Origin of the sequence: Streptomyces sp. NBC_00996, from assembly GCF_045162675.1 — a bacterium.
Classification (GTDB): domain Bacteria; phylum Actinomycetota; class Actinomycetes; order Streptomycetales; family Streptomycetaceae; genus Streptomyces.
Genome location: NZ_CP108723.1, coordinates 8,049,652 through 8,065,168, shown reverse-complemented (window position 1 = coordinate 8,065,168; position 15,517 = coordinate 8,049,652). Strand labels below are relative to the sequence as shown.

At 69.8% G+C, this 15,517-nt stretch carries 16 protein-coding genes; 5 read left to right on the top strand and 11 right to left on the bottom strand.

All coding sequences use genetic code 11. The features are described from left to right. Positions 1-16: 16 nt before the first annotated feature. From OG390_RS37750 to miaA, 4 genes are all read right to left on the bottom strand, one after another. Positions 17-2,194, bottom strand: a complete 2,178-nt coding sequence (locus OG390_RS37750; protein ID WP_406174191.1) for a RelA/SpoT family protein — start codon at positions 2,192-2,194, stop codon at positions 17-19. 465 nt (positions 2,195-2,659) lie between these two features. After that, positions 2,660-3,529 (bottom strand): diaminopimelate epimerase, encoded by an 870-nt coding sequence (dapF, locus tag OG390_RS37745; protein WP_406174189.1) that lies wholly within the window; start codon positions 3,527-3,529, stop codon positions 2,660-2,662. A gap of 174 nt (positions 3,530-3,703) precedes the next feature. Continuing rightward, entirely contained in the window at positions 3,704-4,231 is a 528-nt protein-coding gene (locus OG390_RS37740; RefSeq protein WP_406178090.1) for a hypothetical protein, read from the bottom strand. 107 nt (positions 4,232-4,338) lie between these two features. Further along, positions 4,339-5,277 carry a tRNA (adenosine(37)-N6)-dimethylallyltransferase MiaA gene (gene miaA, locus OG390_RS37735; RefSeq protein WP_406174187.1) on the bottom strand — a complete coding sequence of 313 codons (939 nt, stop codon included), beginning with the start codon at positions 5,275-5,277 and terminating at the stop codon, positions 4,339-4,341. Between the two features lie 285 nt (positions 5,278-5,562). Here miaA and OG390_RS37730 point away from each other — a divergent pair, with 285 nt between their 5' ends. Next, positions 5,563-5,718 carry a gliding motility protein gene (locus OG390_RS37730; protein ID WP_406174185.1) on the top strand — a complete coding sequence of 52 codons (156 nt, stop codon included), beginning with the start codon at positions 5,563-5,565 and terminating at the stop codon, positions 5,716-5,718. Positions 5,719-5,742: 24 nt separating this feature from the next. Then, positions 5,743-6,003: an antitoxin gene (locus OG390_RS37725; protein ID WP_406174184.1), complete on the top strand. Its 261-nt coding sequence runs from the start codon at positions 5,743-5,745 to the stop codon at positions 6,001-6,003. Between the two features lie 277 nt (positions 6,004-6,280). On the opposite strand, the gene OG390_RS37720 is transcribed toward OG390_RS37725, so the two are convergent. The 5 genes from OG390_RS37720 to OG390_RS37700 form a co-directional block, all read right to left on the bottom strand. Next, complete coding sequence (locus OG390_RS37720) at positions 6,281-7,009, bottom strand: class III extradiol dioxygenase subunit B-like domain-containing protein (RefSeq protein ID WP_406174182.1); 729 nt, start codon at positions 7,007-7,009, stop codon at positions 6,281-6,283. 19 nt (positions 7,010-7,028) lie between these two features. Further along, positions 7,029-7,337 (bottom strand): hypothetical protein, encoded by a 309-nt coding sequence (locus OG390_RS37715; RefSeq protein ID WP_406174180.1) that lies wholly within the window; start codon positions 7,335-7,337, stop codon positions 7,029-7,031. A gap of 12 nt (positions 7,338-7,349) precedes the next feature. Next, positions 7,350-8,876: a tRNA (N6-isopentenyl adenosine(37)-C2)-methylthiotransferase MiaB gene (gene miaB, locus OG390_RS37710; protein ID WP_406174178.1), complete on the bottom strand. Its 1,527-nt coding sequence runs from the start codon at positions 8,874-8,876 to the stop codon at positions 7,350-7,352. 48 nt (positions 8,877-8,924) lie between these two features. Continuing rightward, positions 8,925-9,614: a GlxA family transcriptional regulator gene (locus OG390_RS37705; protein WP_406174177.1), complete on the bottom strand. Its 690-nt coding sequence runs from the start codon at positions 9,612-9,614 to the stop codon at positions 8,925-8,927. Between the two features lie 263 nt (positions 9,615-9,877). After that, positions 9,878-10,282: a MazG nucleotide pyrophosphohydrolase domain-containing protein gene (locus tag OG390_RS37700; RefSeq protein WP_406174175.1), complete on the bottom strand. Its 405-nt coding sequence runs from the start codon at positions 10,280-10,282 to the stop codon at positions 9,878-9,880. A gap of 104 nt (positions 10,283-10,386) precedes the next feature. Here OG390_RS37700 and OG390_RS37695 point away from each other — a divergent pair, with 104 nt between their 5' ends. Continuing rightward, a complete protein-coding gene (locus tag OG390_RS37695; RefSeq protein WP_406174173.1) occupies positions 10,387-11,382 on the top strand; it encodes a TAXI family TRAP transporter solute-binding subunit in 996 nt (331 codons plus the stop codon). A 36-nt stretch (positions 11,383-11,418) separates the two neighbouring features. On the opposite strand, the gene OG390_RS37690 is transcribed toward OG390_RS37695, so the two are convergent. Together OG390_RS37690 and OG390_RS37685 are read right to left on the bottom strand one after the other, a co-directional pair. Then, on the bottom strand, positions 11,419-12,825 hold the full coding sequence (locus tag OG390_RS37690) for a sensor histidine kinase (protein WP_406174171.1): 1,407 nt from the start codon (positions 12,823-12,825) through the stop codon (positions 11,419-11,421). Positions 12,826-12,834: 9 nt separating this feature from the next. Next, positions 12,835-13,521: a response regulator transcription factor gene (locus OG390_RS37685; protein ID WP_406174169.1), complete on the bottom strand. Its 687-nt coding sequence runs from the start codon at positions 13,519-13,521 to the stop codon at positions 12,835-12,837. Positions 13,522-13,804: 283 nt separating this feature from the next. On the opposite strand from OG390_RS37685, the gene OG390_RS37680 reads away from it, so the two are divergent. Both OG390_RS37680 and OG390_RS37675 read left to right on the top strand, forming a co-directional pair. Further along, the gene (locus OG390_RS37680; protein WP_406174168.1) at positions 13,805-14,581 is read left to right on the top strand and encodes an amino acid ABC transporter ATP-binding protein; all 777 of its coding nucleotides are present in this window, start codon (positions 13,805-13,807) and stop codon (positions 14,579-14,581) included. An 81-nt stretch (positions 14,582-14,662) separates the two neighbouring features. Next, positions 14,663-15,502 carry a glutamate ABC transporter substrate-binding protein gene (locus OG390_RS37675; protein WP_406174166.1) on the top strand — a complete coding sequence of 280 codons (840 nt, stop codon included), beginning with the start codon at positions 14,663-14,665 and terminating at the stop codon, positions 15,500-15,502. The last annotated feature ends 15 nt before the right edge of the window (positions 15,503-15,517 follow it).

The following is a 15,517-nucleotide window of genomic DNA, read 5'->3' as shown; positions in this document are numbered from 1 at the left end:
GGAGGCCCGGGAAGGCCTATTGCGCCGCCGCCTGATGCTGCGCCCGGCTCACGTCGTACACCCCCGGCACATTGCGCATGGCCCGCATCAGCCCGGGAAGGTGTGCTGCGTCCGGGAGTTGGAGTGTGTATGTGTGGCGTACACGCTGCTGGCTGGGGGGTTCGACGGTCGCCGAGACGATGGCGACGCCCTCAAGGGCGATGACTTCGGTGAGGTCGGCGAGCAGATGCGGGCGCCCGAAGGACTCGGCGACCAGCGTGACGCGGCACTCGGTGCTGTCACCCCAGCGCACGCCGACCTCCGGGCGCCCCCCACTCTTCATGCGCGCCACTCCGGCGCACTCCACGCGGTGGACCGTCACCACTCCCCCGCGCACGGCGAAGCCGGTCACCTCGTCGGGCGGTACGGGCGTACAGCAGCCCGCGAGCCGTACGGTCGCGCCGGTCTGGTCGACGACGGCATTCGCCGCGGGCCGCGCGGCGCGCACGTCGACTGTCGGCCGAGGAGTCGCGGCGGGGGCCTCCGGAGTCTCCGCGCCGCTGGGTGAGGGATGCGCGGCCATCCAGCGCTGGATGGCGATCCGCGCGGCGGGCGTGTGCGCGTGCTCCAGCCACTCCCTGGAGGGCTCGGAGGCAGGGTCCTGGCCCATGAGGAGCTGCACGGTGTCGCCGTCCTGCAGGACCGTACTCAGCGTCGCCAAACGGCCGTTGACGCGGGCGCCGATGCAGGCGTGCGCGTCCTCGCCGTACTGCGCGTACGCCGCGTCGACACAACTGGCGCCCTCGGGAAGGCCCAACGCGCCGCCGTCGGCACGGAAGACGGTGATCTCGCGGTCCTGGGCGAGGTCTTCGCGCAGTGTGGACCAGAACGTGTCCGGGTCCGGGGCACCTTCCTGCCAGTCGAGGAGCCTGGAGAGCCAGCCCGGACGAGTGGGGTCGGCGCGCTCGCCGTCGAAGGGGCGTCCCCCGTCGCCGTCCGCCTGCTCCTCCGAAGGAGGAGCGTAGGGATTGCCGAGCGCGATGACGCCGGCCTCGGCGACCTTGTGCATCTGGTGGGTGCGGATGAGGACTTCGGCGACCTCGCCGTCACCGCGCGCGACAGCTGTGTGCAGCGACTGGTACAGGTTGAACTTGGGGACCGCGATGAAGTCCTTGAACTCCGAGACCACCGGAGTGAGACAGGTGTGCAGTTCACCGAGGACTCCGTAGCAGTCGGCGTCCTCGTTCACGAGCACCAGGAGCCTTCCGAAGTCGGCACCGCGCATGGGGCCGCGTTTGCGCGACACGCGGTGCACGGAGACGAAGTGGCGTGACCTTATGAGGACTTCGGCCTGGATCCCGGCGTCGCGCAGGACCGCGCGCACCTCCTCGGCGATCTCCGCGAGTGGATCGTCCCCGCGTGCCGCGCTGTCGGCGATCAGCTCCCGGGTGTGCTCGTACTCCTCGGGGTGCAGGATCGCGAAGACGAGGTCTTCCAGCTCGGTCTTGAGCGCCTGGACGCCGAGCCGTTCGGCGAGTGGGATCAGGACGTCCCGGGTCACCTTGGCGATGCGCGCCTGTTTCTCGGGGCGCATGACGCCGAGGGTCCGCATGTTGTGCAGCCGGTCCGCGAGTTTGATCGACATCACGCGAACGTCGTTGCCCGTCGCGACCAGCATCTTGCGGAACGTTTCCGGCTCGGCGGCGGCCCCGTAGTCGACCTTCTCCAGCTTGGTGACGCCGTCCACCAGGTAGCAGACCTCGTCGCCGAACTCCTGCCGCACCTGATCGAGCGTCACTTCCGTGTCCTCGACGGTGTCGTGGAGCAGGGATGCCGTCAACGTCGTGGTCTCCGCGCCGAGTTCGGCGAGGATCAGCGTCACAGCGAGCGGGTGCGTGATGTACGGCTCGCCGCTCTTGCGCATCTGGCCGCGATGCGAGGACTCGGCCAGGACGTACGCCCGGCGCAGTGGCTCCAGGTCCGCGTCGGGGTGATGAGCGCGATGGGCGTCGACCACATGGCCGATCGCGTCGGGCAGCCGGTCGCGAGCCGCGGGGCCGAGCAGCGCGGCCCGGCCCAGGCGGCGCAGATCGATCCGCGGAAGGCCCTTCCTGCGGTGCGCTGGGGGTACCACCCCCTGCTCGCGCGAGCCCGAGAGCTTGGGGGAGGGCGTGGCAGGACCTGGCGTCGCGGGATTCGTCGCCTCCGCACTCATGGGCACCTCCGGCTGCGTAGACCGGCGGACGGGTGCCCCATGGCGTACACGGCTCAGGGGATGGCATCGATCCCCCGTCCGGGCCGGTGCTTGATGCTACCGAGCCCACCACGCCCGGTTGACCGCCTCTCGCCGAGCGTGAAACGGATCACCCATTCGAGCGAAGGATCAGGGGTTTACGGTTTCGAATTTTTGGAAGAGGCGGGGTCCGTCTTCTGGCTCCAGACAGGGGAAGCGGGGTGCTGTGCCGGAAAGGCTCACGGTTGCACAGCGTCAAACCCGAGGCGCACTGGTTGGGCGCGTCGTGGGCCGGGAGACGCGGCGCCGCGTCTCCCGGAGGCTCAGAAGTGCGCGGCGGCACATGCCGGCAACGCTCAGGAGCGCGCGGGAGCGCAGCGCCAGCGCGCTGCTCGGCGCGATATGCCGGCAACGTTCAGGAGCGCGGCGCCGTACCCGCGGGAACGCTCAGTGGCGCGCGGTGTCGAGCCACTCCGCGTCGATCTCGCCCTCGGCGACGATCACCGCGGGCCCCGTCATCTCGATCTCGCCGTCCGCGCGCTCGGTGATCACCAGGCGCCCGCCGGGTACGTCGACGATGTATGTCGCCGGAGCCCCGGTCATGGCCGGGTCGGTGCCGTCGCGGCGGGCCGCGGCGACAGCCACGGCGCACGCGCCCGTGCCGCACGAGCGGGTCTCTCCGGCGCCGCGCTCATGGACACGCAGGGCCACATGACGCGGACCCCGGTCGGCCACGAACTCGACATTGACCCCGTCCGGGTACGCCGACGCCGGGCTGAACGGTGGCGGCGTGAAAAGGTCACCGGCATGCGCAAGGTCGTCCACGAAGGCGACGGCGTGCGGGTTGCCCATGTTGACGTTGAGCGCGGGCCAGCTGCGCTCCCCGACACTCACAGTGACGTCCCCTTCGGGGAGGAGCGCCTTGCCCATGCCGACCGTCACGTCACCTTCCTTGGCGAGGCGCACGCTCTTCACGCCCCCACGCGTGGCGATCGCGATGTCCCCTTCGGCCACATGACCGGCACGCTGGAGGTAGTGCGCGAACACACGGACTCCATTGCCGCACATCTCCGCGATCGAGCCATCGCCGTTGCGATAGTCCATGAACCACTCCGCCTCGGCCGCCATCTCCCTGGCCTCGGGGTGCGCGGCGGACCGTACGACATGCAGCAGACCGTCACCGCCGACGCCCGCACGACGGTCGCAAAGGGCCGCGACCGCGGTCGGGGGCAGGTCGATGACATTCTCCGGGTCCGGGATGATCACGAAGTCGTTCTCGGTCCCGTGGCCCTTGAGGAAGGCGATCCGCGTGCTCATTCCTCGATCGTACGGGGTCGGTACGACACTCCGGCCCACGTGGGGGCGTCTGCGGAGCACGGCCAGGAGGACGGGGTGGGCCTGGAGGAAGGGGATGCACGGCCGGGCCCTGCCTCCGGGTCGGCGCAGCCGGGCCGGGCCTCGGAGTCGGCACAGCCACAGCGCGCCTCGGAGTCAGCGCAGCCGGGCCACGCGCCACACGGCGAGCACCGCCACCGCCGCGACCACCACGACGTACGCGATCACCACGCGCCAGTCCGGGCGGCGGCCGGAGCCACGCTGCGGGAACCCCGGCCAGGTGTAGCCGACGCGGCGGGCCGCCATCATGCCCCAGCCCGCGGCGCACGAGCAGATCAGCAGGCCGAGCATGGCGACCACGGCACCGCCGTCACCGAACTCGAAGGCCAGCGGGAAGGCGAACATCAGCGAGCCTGTCGCGGCCAGCGTCACGATCGGCGCGAGCTGCCAGATGCGCAGCCGGCGCTGCGGGCGCAGCTCGACCTCGACCTCGGGTCCCGGGGACATCTCGCCGGGCCCGGGGCCGTCGGCGGTCACCCCGCCCGGGGTGTCCTCGGGTCCGTCCGAGCTCAGACGCTCCCTGCCCAGACCTGTCTCGTCGCCCGGATCGATACCCAGACGATCTCCGTCCGGATCGGCACCGTGCTCAGCGTCTCGTGCAGTGTCGCGAGGGCCGGCCTCCATCGCCACGCGCCCTCCCAACTCGGACTTCACTGGTCGATCGAAGCTCGATGATGGCACGCCACCGGAGGCCGGGATGACGGCCGGAGCGTCCCGATGCCATGACGTGATCAGGCTGTAACCGGTCGTTCGACCAAGGCCATTGCAAGCTCCGGGAGTTCCGTGAGATCCGCCTCAGCCCCACTGAGCCAATGCACCCGAGGGTCGCGCCGGAACCACGAATCCTGGCGGCGCGCGAAGCGCTTGGTGGCGCGTACGGTCTCGGCGCGCGCCTCTTCCTCGGTGCACTCCCCCGCGAGCGCCGCGAGGACCTGCTGATACCCGAGCGCACGTGCTGCCGTGCGCCCCTCACGCAAGCCCTGCGCCTCAAGGGCGCGCACCTCGTCGACGAGCCCCGCCGTCCACATCCGGTCGACCCGGCGCGCGATGCGCTCGTCGAGTTCGGGGCGCGCGACGTCGACGCCGATCTGGAGGGTGTCGTACACCGAGTCGTGGCCCGGGAGGTTCGCGGTGAAGGGCTTGCCGGTGATCTCGATGACTTCGAGGGCGCGGACGATACGACGGCCGTTGCTCGGCAGGATCGCGTGGGCGGCCTCGGGGTCCGCCATCGCCAGACGCGCGTGCAGTGCGCCGGAGCCGCGCAGCGTGAGCTCCTCCTCCAGTCGGGCCCGTACCTCGGGGTCCGTACCGGGGAACTCCAGGTTGTCGACAGCCCCACGAACGTACAGCCCGGAGCCGCCCACCAGGATCGGCCAGCGGCCCTCGGCGAGCAGCGCGTCGATGCGGGCGCGGGCGAGCCGCTGGTACTCGGCGACGCTGGCCGTGACCGTCACGTCCCAGATGTCCAGGAGGTGGTGCGCGATCCCTCCGCGCTCCTCGGGCGTCAGCTTGGCGGTGCCGATGTCCATCCCTCGGTACAACTGCATGGAGTCGGCGTTGACGACCTCTCCTACGAGACGTTGGGCGAGGAAAACGCCCAGATCGGACTTTCCTGCCGCGGTCGGTCCGACGACTGCGATGACCCGGGGGGCGGGGGGTGCGCTACTCACTGTCCCAGTCTCGCAAACCCCACACCCTCTCCTCGAACGAGTTACGTGACGCCACGCGTCCGGCGTCGTTGCCTGTTGCGAGGTTCCAGCCGCCGGTTTTCGAGGACCGGTGACCCGGGCGACGCAATGGGACGCACTGGGTGACGCGGGATTTCGCCCTCACGAGTAACGTATGGAGTGGATATGGGCGTTTTTGCACGACTTCTCCGGAGGTCGAAGGCTACGGAGGAGGCGTCAACCGCCGAGGCGCAGGCCGATACACAGACGGCCGAGACCGAGGCGGAGGTGGCGGAGCAAGCGAAGGGTTCGTCCCCGACCGAGGGCGAGGCGACGGCGGAGGAGACCACCGAGGCCGCCACCGCGGAGGACGTCGACATCCCCCAGCAGCAGACCGCCGAGAAGGCCGCCGACAACGAGGCCGGTGAGGGCGCCCGCAAGTAACTGCCCCGCGAGGGAAGGTGAACCATGGGTCTCCTGGACAATCTCAAGGCCAAGCTGGCGCCTGCCAAGGACAAGGTGTCGGACCTCGCGCAGCAGCACGGGGACAAGGTCACTCACGGTCTCGACAAGGCCGCGAAGGTGGTCGACGAGAAGACCAAGCACAAGTACAGCGACAAGATCCAGACGGGCACGGGCAAGGCGAAGGGCGCCATGGACCGACTCGCGCACAAGGACAGTGACGGCGCCACGCCCCCGCCGGACGCGCCAACGCCTCCCGCTTCCTGAGCGACACACATCGGCGGACGGCTGCGGAGCCCACAGGGCTCCCGGCCGTCCGCCGTGTTCAGGTTCCTGCAGTCCCAAGGGTCGAGTCCGCTCCGGGCCGTGTTCAGGCTCCCGGTGCCCAGTCCGCTCATAGCGGCATTCGGGCCGGTGAGGCCCAGGACGGCCGAGTCCGGCCAGTGCCGCATTCGGGCCGGTAACGCCCAAGACGGCACAGCCCGCGCAGGGACGTGTCGCCGCCCGTACGGCCCAAGGAGCCGCAACTGTCTGAGAAGGCCCGCTACGACCAGGCCGCTACCAGATACCCCACCCCGTACGGCGCATCGTCGTAGAGCAGCGCGCCGCCCAGCCCCGCGCCCTCGGCCGCGCCCGCGAGGACCTGCCAGGGGGCTCGCCCCGAGACCTTCAGCTCTTGCGCCAGTTCGGCGTCCAGCGCCTCGAGGGCCGCCACGTCCGCCGCGCCCAGCGCACGCGCGATCTCCGCGTCGAAGCCCGCGGCGCGCTCGTCGAGATAGCCCGGTGCCTTGAGCGTCCGGCACGCGCTGGCGTCGCCCATCACCAGCAGTGCCACCCTCTCGGCCCGGCCACCGATTTCCCCTCCGACTTGGATACACCGCTCGGCCTCGAGAGGTTCCCCCACCCCGAGACCTTCGACAGGCGCGTCGGACCAACCCGTCCGTTCCAGCAGCCACGCGGCGACAGCGAGCGAAGGCGGAAGCTCACGTGCCGAACGCTCCGCTGCCCCTGGCCCCGGCCTGTCTCCCCCGAGGCGTACGTCGAGATCGACACCGAATCCGCGGAACGAGCCCCGGGTGCCTTCCGAGTGCGGCCCGCGCCCGCTCTGCTCGGTGGGGCCCACGACGACCAGCAGGTCGGGGCGGGAGGCGGCGAGCACGCCCAGTGCGTCCGTGCACGCCGCGCGCGCGGCATCCAGCTCGGGCGCCGCACCGGCGGCGACCTGGGGGACGAGCAGCGGCGGACAGGGGCAGACTGCGGCGGCTACAAGCATGATCGGCAGCGTAACGCGCTCAGTAGGTGATCTGTCCCGAGTCCCACTCCAGCTCGGTGAGCATGAAGTGGTACGTGAACACGCCGCCGGCCGAGCCGTCGCCGATGAGCATCCAGCCGTCACCGGTGCGGTACCGCCGTATCCGCACCGGGTACAGCGGGTGCTTGGGGCGGTACAGCCGTACGAACTCGCCGAACCGTGCCACGGCCTCCTCGTGCGTGCCGTCGACCGTCGCCATCAGTTCGTACTGCCTGCGCAACGGCCCCTCACCGGGTGGCTTGTCCAGCAGCAGTGCCCAGCGAGCCGTTCGCCCGTCCCCCGTCGTCAACGCTCGCCCCGGTCAGTCGCAGCCGCACCCGCTGCCCGTGGCCACCGGCAGCGGCTCCGGAGCCCCGATCTTCGGCAACCCCAGCATGACGCCCGCAGGCTTCGCCGCCTCGGCGGCGTTGCGCTTCTCCCAGGCATCCCCCGCGCGCGTGCGGCGCACGTTCAGGACCGCGCCCTCGGCGAGCAGGTGGTGCGGGGCGGCGTACGTGATCTCGACGGTGACCACGTCGCCGGGGCGCACCTCTTCGTCGGGCTGGGTGAAGTGGACCAGGCGATTGTCGGGCGCGCGGCCGGAGAGACGGTGCGTGGCCCCGTCCTTGCGGCCCTCGCCCTCGGCGACCATCAGCTCCAGGGTGCGGCCGACCTGCTTCTTGTTCTCGTCCCAGGAGATCTCCTCCTGGAGGGCGACGAGACGCTCGTAGCGCGCCTGGACGACCTCCTTGGGGATCTGCCCCTCCATGGTGGCCGCCGGCGTTCCGGGGCGTTTGGAGTACTGGAAGGTGAACGCCTGAGTGAAGCGGGCCTCGCGGACCACGTGCATCGTCTGCTCGAAGTCCTCCTCGGTCTCGCCGGGGAAGCCCACGATGATGTCGGTGGTGATGGCGGCGTGCGGGATGGCCGCCCGGACCTTCTCGATGATGCCCAGGTAGCGGTCCTGGCGGTACGAGCGACGCATCGCCTTCAGGACGGTGTCGGAGCCGGACTGGAGCGGCATGTGGAGCTGCGGCATCACAGTCGGTGTCTCGGCCATGGCGGCGATCACGTCGTCCGTGAAGTCGCGCGGGTGCGGCGAAGTGAAGCGGACGCGCTCCAGGCCCTCGATCTGCCCGCAGGCCCGCAGCAGCTTGCTGAAGGCCTCGCGGTCGCCGATGTCGCTCCCGTACGCGTTGACGTTCTGCCCGAGTAGCGTGATCTCGGAGACGCCCTCGCCGACCAGGGCCTCGATCTCGGCCAGGATGTCGCCGGTCCTGCGGTCCTTCTCCTTGCCGCGCAGCGCGGGGACGATGCAGAAGGTGCAGGTGTTGTTGCAGCCGACCGAGATGGAGACCCAGGCGGCGTACGCACTCTCGCGGCGGGTCGGCAGCGTCGACGGGAACGCCTCGAGCGACTCGGCGATCTCGACCTGCGCCTCTTCCTGCACGCGGGCGCGCTCCAGGAGGACCGGCAGCTTGCCGATGTTGTGCGTCCCGAAGACGACGTCCACCCAGGGCGCCTTCTTCACGATGGTGTCGCGGTCCTTCTGCGCGAGACAGCCACCGACGGCGATCTGCATCCCGGGGCGCTTCGTCTTCATCGGGGCGAGGCGGCCGAGGTTGCCGTACAGCCGGTTGTCGGCGTTCTCCCGTACGGCGCAGGTGTTGAAGACGACCACGTCCGCGTCGCCGTCCGAACCCTCGGGGGCGCGCACGTAACCGGCGTCTTCGAGGAGCCCGGAGAGCCGTTCGGAGTCATGGACGTTCATCTGGCACCCGTAGGTGCGCACTTCGTACGTCTTGGATTGCTGAACGTCCACTGCCTGACTCCGGTCGCCGCTGCTCATGTGACAAGGGTAGGCGGTAGCGGGAGGGGGTCCTGTCCCGGTGCGGACTCACCCCGGTAGTGAGCGCGCCGTCGCGCCGACCGGGTCCCGCAGCAGGGCGCGCAGGGCGCCGGGATTCTCGTAGCCGACGCGGCGGGCCACCGTGGTCATGGGCAGGTCGGTGGTGGTCAGGAGGTGCCGGGCCCGCTCGACACAGAGGTCCTGGACGAAGCGGATCGGTGAGCGGCCCAGGGTCCGGCCGACCGCGCGCTGAAGCGTGCGCTCGCTCACCCCGAGGTCGCGCGCGGCTGCGGCGATGGACAGCGGGTCGGCGAGGCGGGCGCGGACCCACTGGTCGAAGGACGACACGATCGGGTCGTACGCCGCCGGCGCGCTCGGAATCGTGTACGCCGCCCGGGACGGGCGATCGTCGATGACGAGGAAGCGACGGACCACGTCCGCCAGCGCAGGACTGTGCGCGCACACGATCGCGAGGGCGCGGTCGACGTGACTGAAGGCGGCGCCCGCCGTGGTGATGCCGTCGCAGGTCGTGACCATGCGGGTGTCGTCGACGCTGACGGCGGGGTAGCAGCTGCGGAAGACAGGCGCGAGCCACCAACTGGTGGTGGCCCGCCGCCCGTCGAGCACGCCCGACTCGGCGAGCAGAAACGTGCCGGTGCAGGACGAGGCCAGCGCGACCCGTTGCGCGCACCCGCGCGAGGAGATTCCGAGCCGCCCGGTGTTCCGTGGACGCGACAAGGGCGACGAGGGCGTAGGGGCGCCGCTCGGCGAGCGCGGGCAGGACCAGCAGGTCCAAGGCCGTCGAGATCGCCGGCGGGCGGCACGGGAGTGGCTTCGACGACATGGCCGAGCCCGGTCCGTACGCGTCGGCGCACGCCCATTGTGTCGATGTCGAAGAGCGGTGGAGGCGTCTCCGGCTGGTCCCGCAGCGCGTTGGCCGAGTGCAGCGCGACAGCCGAGAGCGGCGGCGAGGAGGCGACAACCGCGACAGCGACTCGGTGCTACGCGTCCGCCGCACTCCAGCCCTGGCGCCGCAGGACCTCCGAGACGTCCGGGGCACGGTAGTGATCCCCCTTGAGGACCTTGCCGTCGGCCCTGCGGACGACCCCGCCGTCGGGGCCCAGTTTCGTCATATTGGAGCTGTGGACCTCGGCGATCACCGCGTCGAGGTCGATCCCGTGGACGAGCGCCGTCCCGTAAGCCACGTACACGACGTCGGCCAGTTCGTGCGCCAGCCGGTCGAGTGGGCCGGTGACCGAGACCTCGGCGACTTCGGCGGCCTCCTCGGCGAGCAGTTCGCCGCGGTGGGCCGCCAGCTCCGAGGAGACCTCTGTCGGCACGGTGCGGGCGTCGAGGCCGAAAGCGAGGTGGAATGCACGGACCAGCGAGGCGGGAGAGGGCTGCATCCGCCGACCCTATCGATCCACCGAGGTCCCCCGGCGAGGACGGCGACCCCGGTCGATGAGCCCGCCCTGGTCAGGACCGCCCCCTAGCTGGCAGGATCGCGCGCATGCTCCAGGCACTCCCCCGTATCGGCCGGCGCCGCGCGCTGCTCGGCTCGGCGGCCGCTTTCGCGGTCTTCGGGCTGCTGCTGTGGTGGCTGCTGCCGGGCGAGGAGTCGCCCAGCGGGACGATCACGTTCAGCACGGGCACGCCGACCGGGGTCTACGAGAAGTACGGCACGCTCCTTCAGGGCGCCATCGCCAAGGACATGCCGCGCGTGGACGTACGGCTGCTGAACAGCGACGGGTCGCAGGAGAACATACGGCGTGTGGCGACAGGGAAGGCCGACTTCACCTTCGCGGCGGCCGACGCGGTGGAGACGTACATACTCGAGAACAAGCCGGGAGCGGGCCGGCTGCGCGGCTGCGCCCGGCTTTACGACGACTATGTGCACCTGGTGGTCCCGCGCTCGTCGTCCGTGAAATCCGTGGCGGACCTGCGGGGCAGGACGGTCGCCGTGGGACCGAGTGGTTCCGGGGTGCGGCTGATAGCCAACCATGTGCTCCAGGCGGCCGGGCTCGACCCCGAAAGCGACATCGAGCCGCGGGCCGACGGCATCGCGACCATGCCCGACCTTCTCAAGCGACACAAGATCGACGCCTTCTTCTGGTCCGGCGGCCTGCCGACGAGTGCGGTGCTGGAGCTCTCGAAGACCTACGACATCAGGCTCGTGTCGATCGGCGGCGACCTCATCAAGAAGCTGCACGAGCAGGGCGGCGCCTCGCGCTACTACCGGGCCGCCGTGATGCCCGCCGACGCCTACCCCAGGGCGGAGCGCGGCTTGTCGGTGCAGACGCTGGCCGTCGCCAACTACCTGATCACACGGGAGGACGCGGACGCGAAGCTCACCGAGGAGCTCACCCGCACCGTGATCGCCAGTCGCGACCACATCGGCGCCGTGGTGCACGCGGCGCAGTTGGTGGATCTGCGCACGGCCATCTACACCGATCCGCTGCCGCTGCACGAGGGCGCGCGACGCTACTACCGGTCGATCAAGCCGTAGCCGCTCGCACCTCGTGGTCGCTCCCCGACGAGGGGCTCAGGAGGCCGGCCCCGTCCTCGGCACCGTCACCGTCACCCGCAGGCCGTGCGGCTCGTGATGGGCGTACGCGATGGAGCCGCCACCCGCCGTGAGCAGCACGCGTGAGATGGACAGACCGAGGCCCGAGCCCTTGATGTTCTGATGCCCCGCGCTGCGCCAGAAGCGGTCGCCGATGCGGGCCAGGTCCTCGTCGCTGAGGCCGGGGCCGCCGTCGGTGACCACGACGGTCGAGACCTCGCCGTTCGAGGCGACCTTCACCTCGACGCTCTCCCCCTCGGGCGTGAACTTCAGCGCGTTGTCGATGACCGCGTCCAGGGCGCTGGACAGCGTGACCGGGTCGGCCCAGGCGGTGGTGGCCGGGCAGCTCCCGGCCAGCCGTACGCCCTTGTTCTCGGCGAGCGGCTGCCAGGACGACACGCGCTCGGCCGTCAGCGCGCCGATATCGGTGAGCCGCAGATCCGCCTCGGCGTGCTCGGCGAGCGCCAGGTCGAGGAGGTCGTCGAGGACCTGGGCGAGGCGCTTGCCCTCGGTACGGACCGAGGCGATCTCCTCATTTCCCTCCGGCAGTTCCAGGGCGAGCAGCTCGATGCGCAGCAGCAGCGCCGAGAGCGGGTTGCGCAGCTGGTGCGAGGCGTCGGCGACGAAGGCGCGCTGCTGCTCCAGCACTTCTTCGACGTTGTCCGCCATCTCGTTGAACGACCGGGCCAGGCGCCGGAGTTCCGGCGGACCGCCGGCGGCCGCGACCCGGGACTTCAGGCGTCCGGTCGCGATGTCGTGGGTGGTGGCGTCGAGGACGCGTACGGGTCTGAGCACCCAGCCAGTGAGGCGCAGCGCGGCGCCGAGGGCGATGAGCATCGCGGCGATCTCGCCCGCGCCGATGAGCAGCCAGCCGCGCAGGGTCTTCGAACGCATCTGCCCGGTGGGCGAGTCGGTGACGACGACGGCGATGACGTCGCCGTCCCTGATGACCGGGGAGGCCACGACGAGACGATGGCGCTGCCAGGGCCAGACCTGCTCGGGGTCATGGCTGCGGCGGCTGAAGAGCGCCTCGTTGAAAGCGTCGCGCCCTTCACCGGTCTTGGGCAGGAACCAGTTCGTCGGGGCGTTGGCCATGGGCCTGTCGTTGCGGTAGAAGACGCCGGCCCGTATGCCGTACACGCCGTAGTAGCGGGCGAGTTCCTTGTTCAGGGTCTCGCTGCGTTCGTCCGTGTTGTTCGTCTGGGAGCCGGTCGGCGAATCGGTGACGAACTGGGCGAGGGCCGCAAAGCGCGCCGTGTCGTCGATGCGGTCGACGACCACCCGCTGCTGCTGAGCGGCCGCGACACTCACGGCGAGCGGCAGGCCGAGCGCGAGCAGCACGGCGGCCATCAGGACGATGAGCAGGGGGAGAAGGCGAGTGCGCACCCGTGCCCGCTATGCCGCAGGGGCGACGAGCCGGTACCCGACGCCGCGCACGGTCTCGATCAGCGCCGGCATGCGCAGTTTGGAGCGCAGGGACGCGACATGCACCTCCAGGGTGCGTCCGGTCCCCTCCCAACTGGTGCGCCATACCTCGCTGATGATCTGTTCCCGGCGGAACACGACTCCGGGGCGCTGGGCCAGCAGCGCGAGAAGGTCGAACTCCTTGCGGGTCAGTTGGACAACCAAACCGTGGACGGTGACCTGACGGTTGGGGAGCTCGATGTGCACGGGGCCGAGCTTCAGCGCGGTGTCGCCGGGGGCCGCGGCGTCGTCGGGGACGCTGCGCCGGCTGACGGCGTGGATACGGGCGAGCAGCTCCCCCGTGTCGTACGGCTTCACCACGTAGTCGTCGGCGCCGAGGTTGAGGCCGTGGATCCGGGAGCGTACGTCCGCGCGCGCGGTGACCATGATCACCGGGGTACTGGTCCGCTTGCGGATCTTTCCGCAGACCTCGTAGCCGTCCTGGTCGGGCAGGCCGAGGTCGAGCAGGACGACACCGAAACCGTCGCTCTCCGGGACCAGCGCCTGCAGGGCTTCCTCGCCGCTGCGGGCATGCGTGACGTCGAAGCCGTGCCGCGCCAGCACCGCGGACAGGGCGGCGGCGACATGGTTGTCGTCCTCGATGAGGAGCAGTCGCATTTCGGCCCCCTCCGGTTCATCGGTCGTACGGTCTCGGCTTGTAGACGCGGTGCACGCGCGCGTGCACCATGGAAGTCACGCCGAAGAACAAGGATGGCGTCAAGAGGCTTCAGGTTGCGGAGGGCTTCCGTTACCCAGCCGGTACGCGGTCACGGACGACTGCCACGACACGTGTCCGATTGCTACCGGATCGTGATGCTCAAGTTCCCCTCAGATGTAATGACGCTGGTCGTACGGGGTCACTACTGTCCTCCGAAACCGAGGAGGACGGAGCCAAAGAGCGATGACCGAAGTATCGGTGGCCAAGGACGCTGTGGCCGCGACCGACGAACTGGTCGTCCTGAAGAGCGTCAACAAGCACTTCGGCGCGTTGCACGTGCTCCAGGACATCGACCTGACGATCGCCCGTGGCGAGGTCGTCGTGGTCATCGGACCCTCCGGGTCCGGGAAGTCCACCCTGTGCCGCACCATCAACCGCCTGGAGACGATCGACTCGGGCGACATCTCGATCGACGGCAAGCCGCTGCCCGCGGAGGGCAAGGCGCTCGCCCGGCTGCGGGCCGACGTGGGCATGGTCTTCCAGTCCTTCAACCTCTTCGCGCACAAGACGGTGCTCGACAACGTGATGCTGGGACAGATCAAGGTCCGCAAGATCGACAAGAAGGCCGCCGAGGAGAAGGCCCGCGCGCTGCTCGACCGCGTCGGCCTCGCCAATCAGGCGGACAAGTACCCCGCTCAGCTGTCGGGCGGCCAGCAGCAGCGCGTCGCGATCGCGCGAGCACTGGCGATGGACCCCAAGGTCATGCTCTTCGACGAGCCGACCTCGGCGCTGGACCCCGAGATGATCAACGAGGTCCTCGAGGTCATGCAGCAGCTCGCGCGTGACGGCATGACCATGATCGTCGTCACCCATGAGATGGGCTTCGCTCGTTCGGCTGCCAACCGAGTGGTCTTCATGGCCGACGGTCGGATCGTCGAAGAGGCTGTGCCGGACCAGTTCTTCAGCAATCCCCGCAGCGACCGGGCCAAGGACTTCCTGTCGAAGATCCTGCACCACTGACGACCCCATCGCGTCTCTGACGACCTGCGTCACCCGCCCCTGACGGGCCCGCATCTCTTCACCAGTCAAAGGATGTTCACCATGAAGCTCCGCAAGGTCACCGTTTTCGCCGCCACCGCCCTCGTCCTCTCCCTGACCGCGACCGCGTGTGGGGGCGACAACAAGGACTCCGGCTCCAGTTCCAGCGGAGGCGGCAAGATCAAGGTCGGCATCAAGTACGACCAGCCCGGCCTCGGCCTGAAGGAGCCGAACGGTTCCTTCTCCGGCTTCGATGTGGACGTGGCGACGTACGTGGCCAAGCAGCTCGGCTACAAGCCCAACCAGATCGAGTTCGTCGAGACCAAGAGCGCCGACCGTGAGAACGCGCTGGCCCGCGGCGACGTGAAGTTCATCGCGGCCACGTACTCGATCACCGACGAGCGCAAGCAGAAGGTCGACTTCGCCGGCCCCTACCTGCTGGCCCACCAGGACCTGCTGGTCAAGGCCAACTCGGACATCTCCAAGGCCACGGACCTCAACGGCAAGAAGCTGTGTTCCGTGACCGGCTCCACCTCGGCGCAGAACATCCACGACACGATCGCCCCGAAGGCCAACCTGCGTGAGTACAGCGGCTACTCGGAGTGCATCGCGGGCCTGCAGAGCGGCGCCGTGGACGCGGTGACCACCGACGACTCGATCCTCGCGGGCTTCGCCGCCCAGGACAAGTACAAGGGTCAGTTCAAGCTCGCCGGCCTGAAGCTGAGCAACGAGAACTACGGCATCGGTGTCAAGAAGGGCGACACCGCGACGGTGAACAAGATCAACTCCGCGCTGGAGAAGATGGTCAGCGACGGCTCCTGGCAGAAGGCCGTCGACAAGAACTTCGGCCCGGCCAACTACAAGAACGAGCAGGCCCCGAAGATCGGCGTCATCGTCAAGTAACCCAGGGATCCACCG

Coding starts and splice junctions, on each gene's coding strand:
- OG390_RS37725 (WP_406174184.1), top strand. CDS start 5,743: ATGGGTCTCCTGGACAATCTCAAGGCCAAGCTGGCGCCTGCCAAGGAC.
- dapF (WP_406174189.1), bottom strand. CDS start 3,529: ATGAGCACGCGGATCGCCTTCCTCAAGGGCCACGGGACCGAGAACGAC.
- OG390_RS37685 (WP_406174169.1), bottom strand. CDS start 13,521: ATGCGACTGCTCCTCATCGAGGACGACAACCATGTCGCCGCCGCCCTG.
- OG390_RS37700 (WP_406174175.1), bottom strand. CDS start 10,282: ATGCAGCCCTCTCCCGCCTCGCTGGTCCGTGCATTCCACCTCGCTTTC.
- OG390_RS37750 (WP_406174191.1), bottom strand. CDS start 2,194: ATGAGTGCGGAGGCGACGAATCCCGCGACGCCAGGTCCTGCCACGCCC.
- OG390_RS37680 (WP_406174168.1), top strand. CDS start 13,805: ATGACCGAAGTATCGGTGGCCAAGGACGCTGTGGCCGCGACCGACGAA.
- OG390_RS37720 (WP_406174182.1), bottom strand. CDS start 7,009: ATGCTTGTAGCCGCCGCAGTCTGCCCCTGTCCGCCGCTGCTCGTCCCC.
- miaB (WP_406174178.1), bottom strand. CDS start 8,876: ATGAGCAGCGGCGACCGGAGTCAGGCAGTGGACGTTCAGCAATCCAAG.
- OG390_RS37695 (WP_406174173.1), top strand. CDS start 10,387: ATGCTCCAGGCACTCCCCCGTATCGGCCGGCGCCGCGCGCTGCTCGGC.
- OG390_RS37675 (WP_406174166.1), top strand. CDS start 14,663: ATGAAGCTCCGCAAGGTCACCGTTTTCGCCGCCACCGCCCTCGTCCTC.
- OG390_RS37740 (WP_406178090.1), bottom strand. CDS start 4,231: ATGGAGGCCGGCCCTCGCGACACTGCACGAGACGCTGAGCACGGTGCC.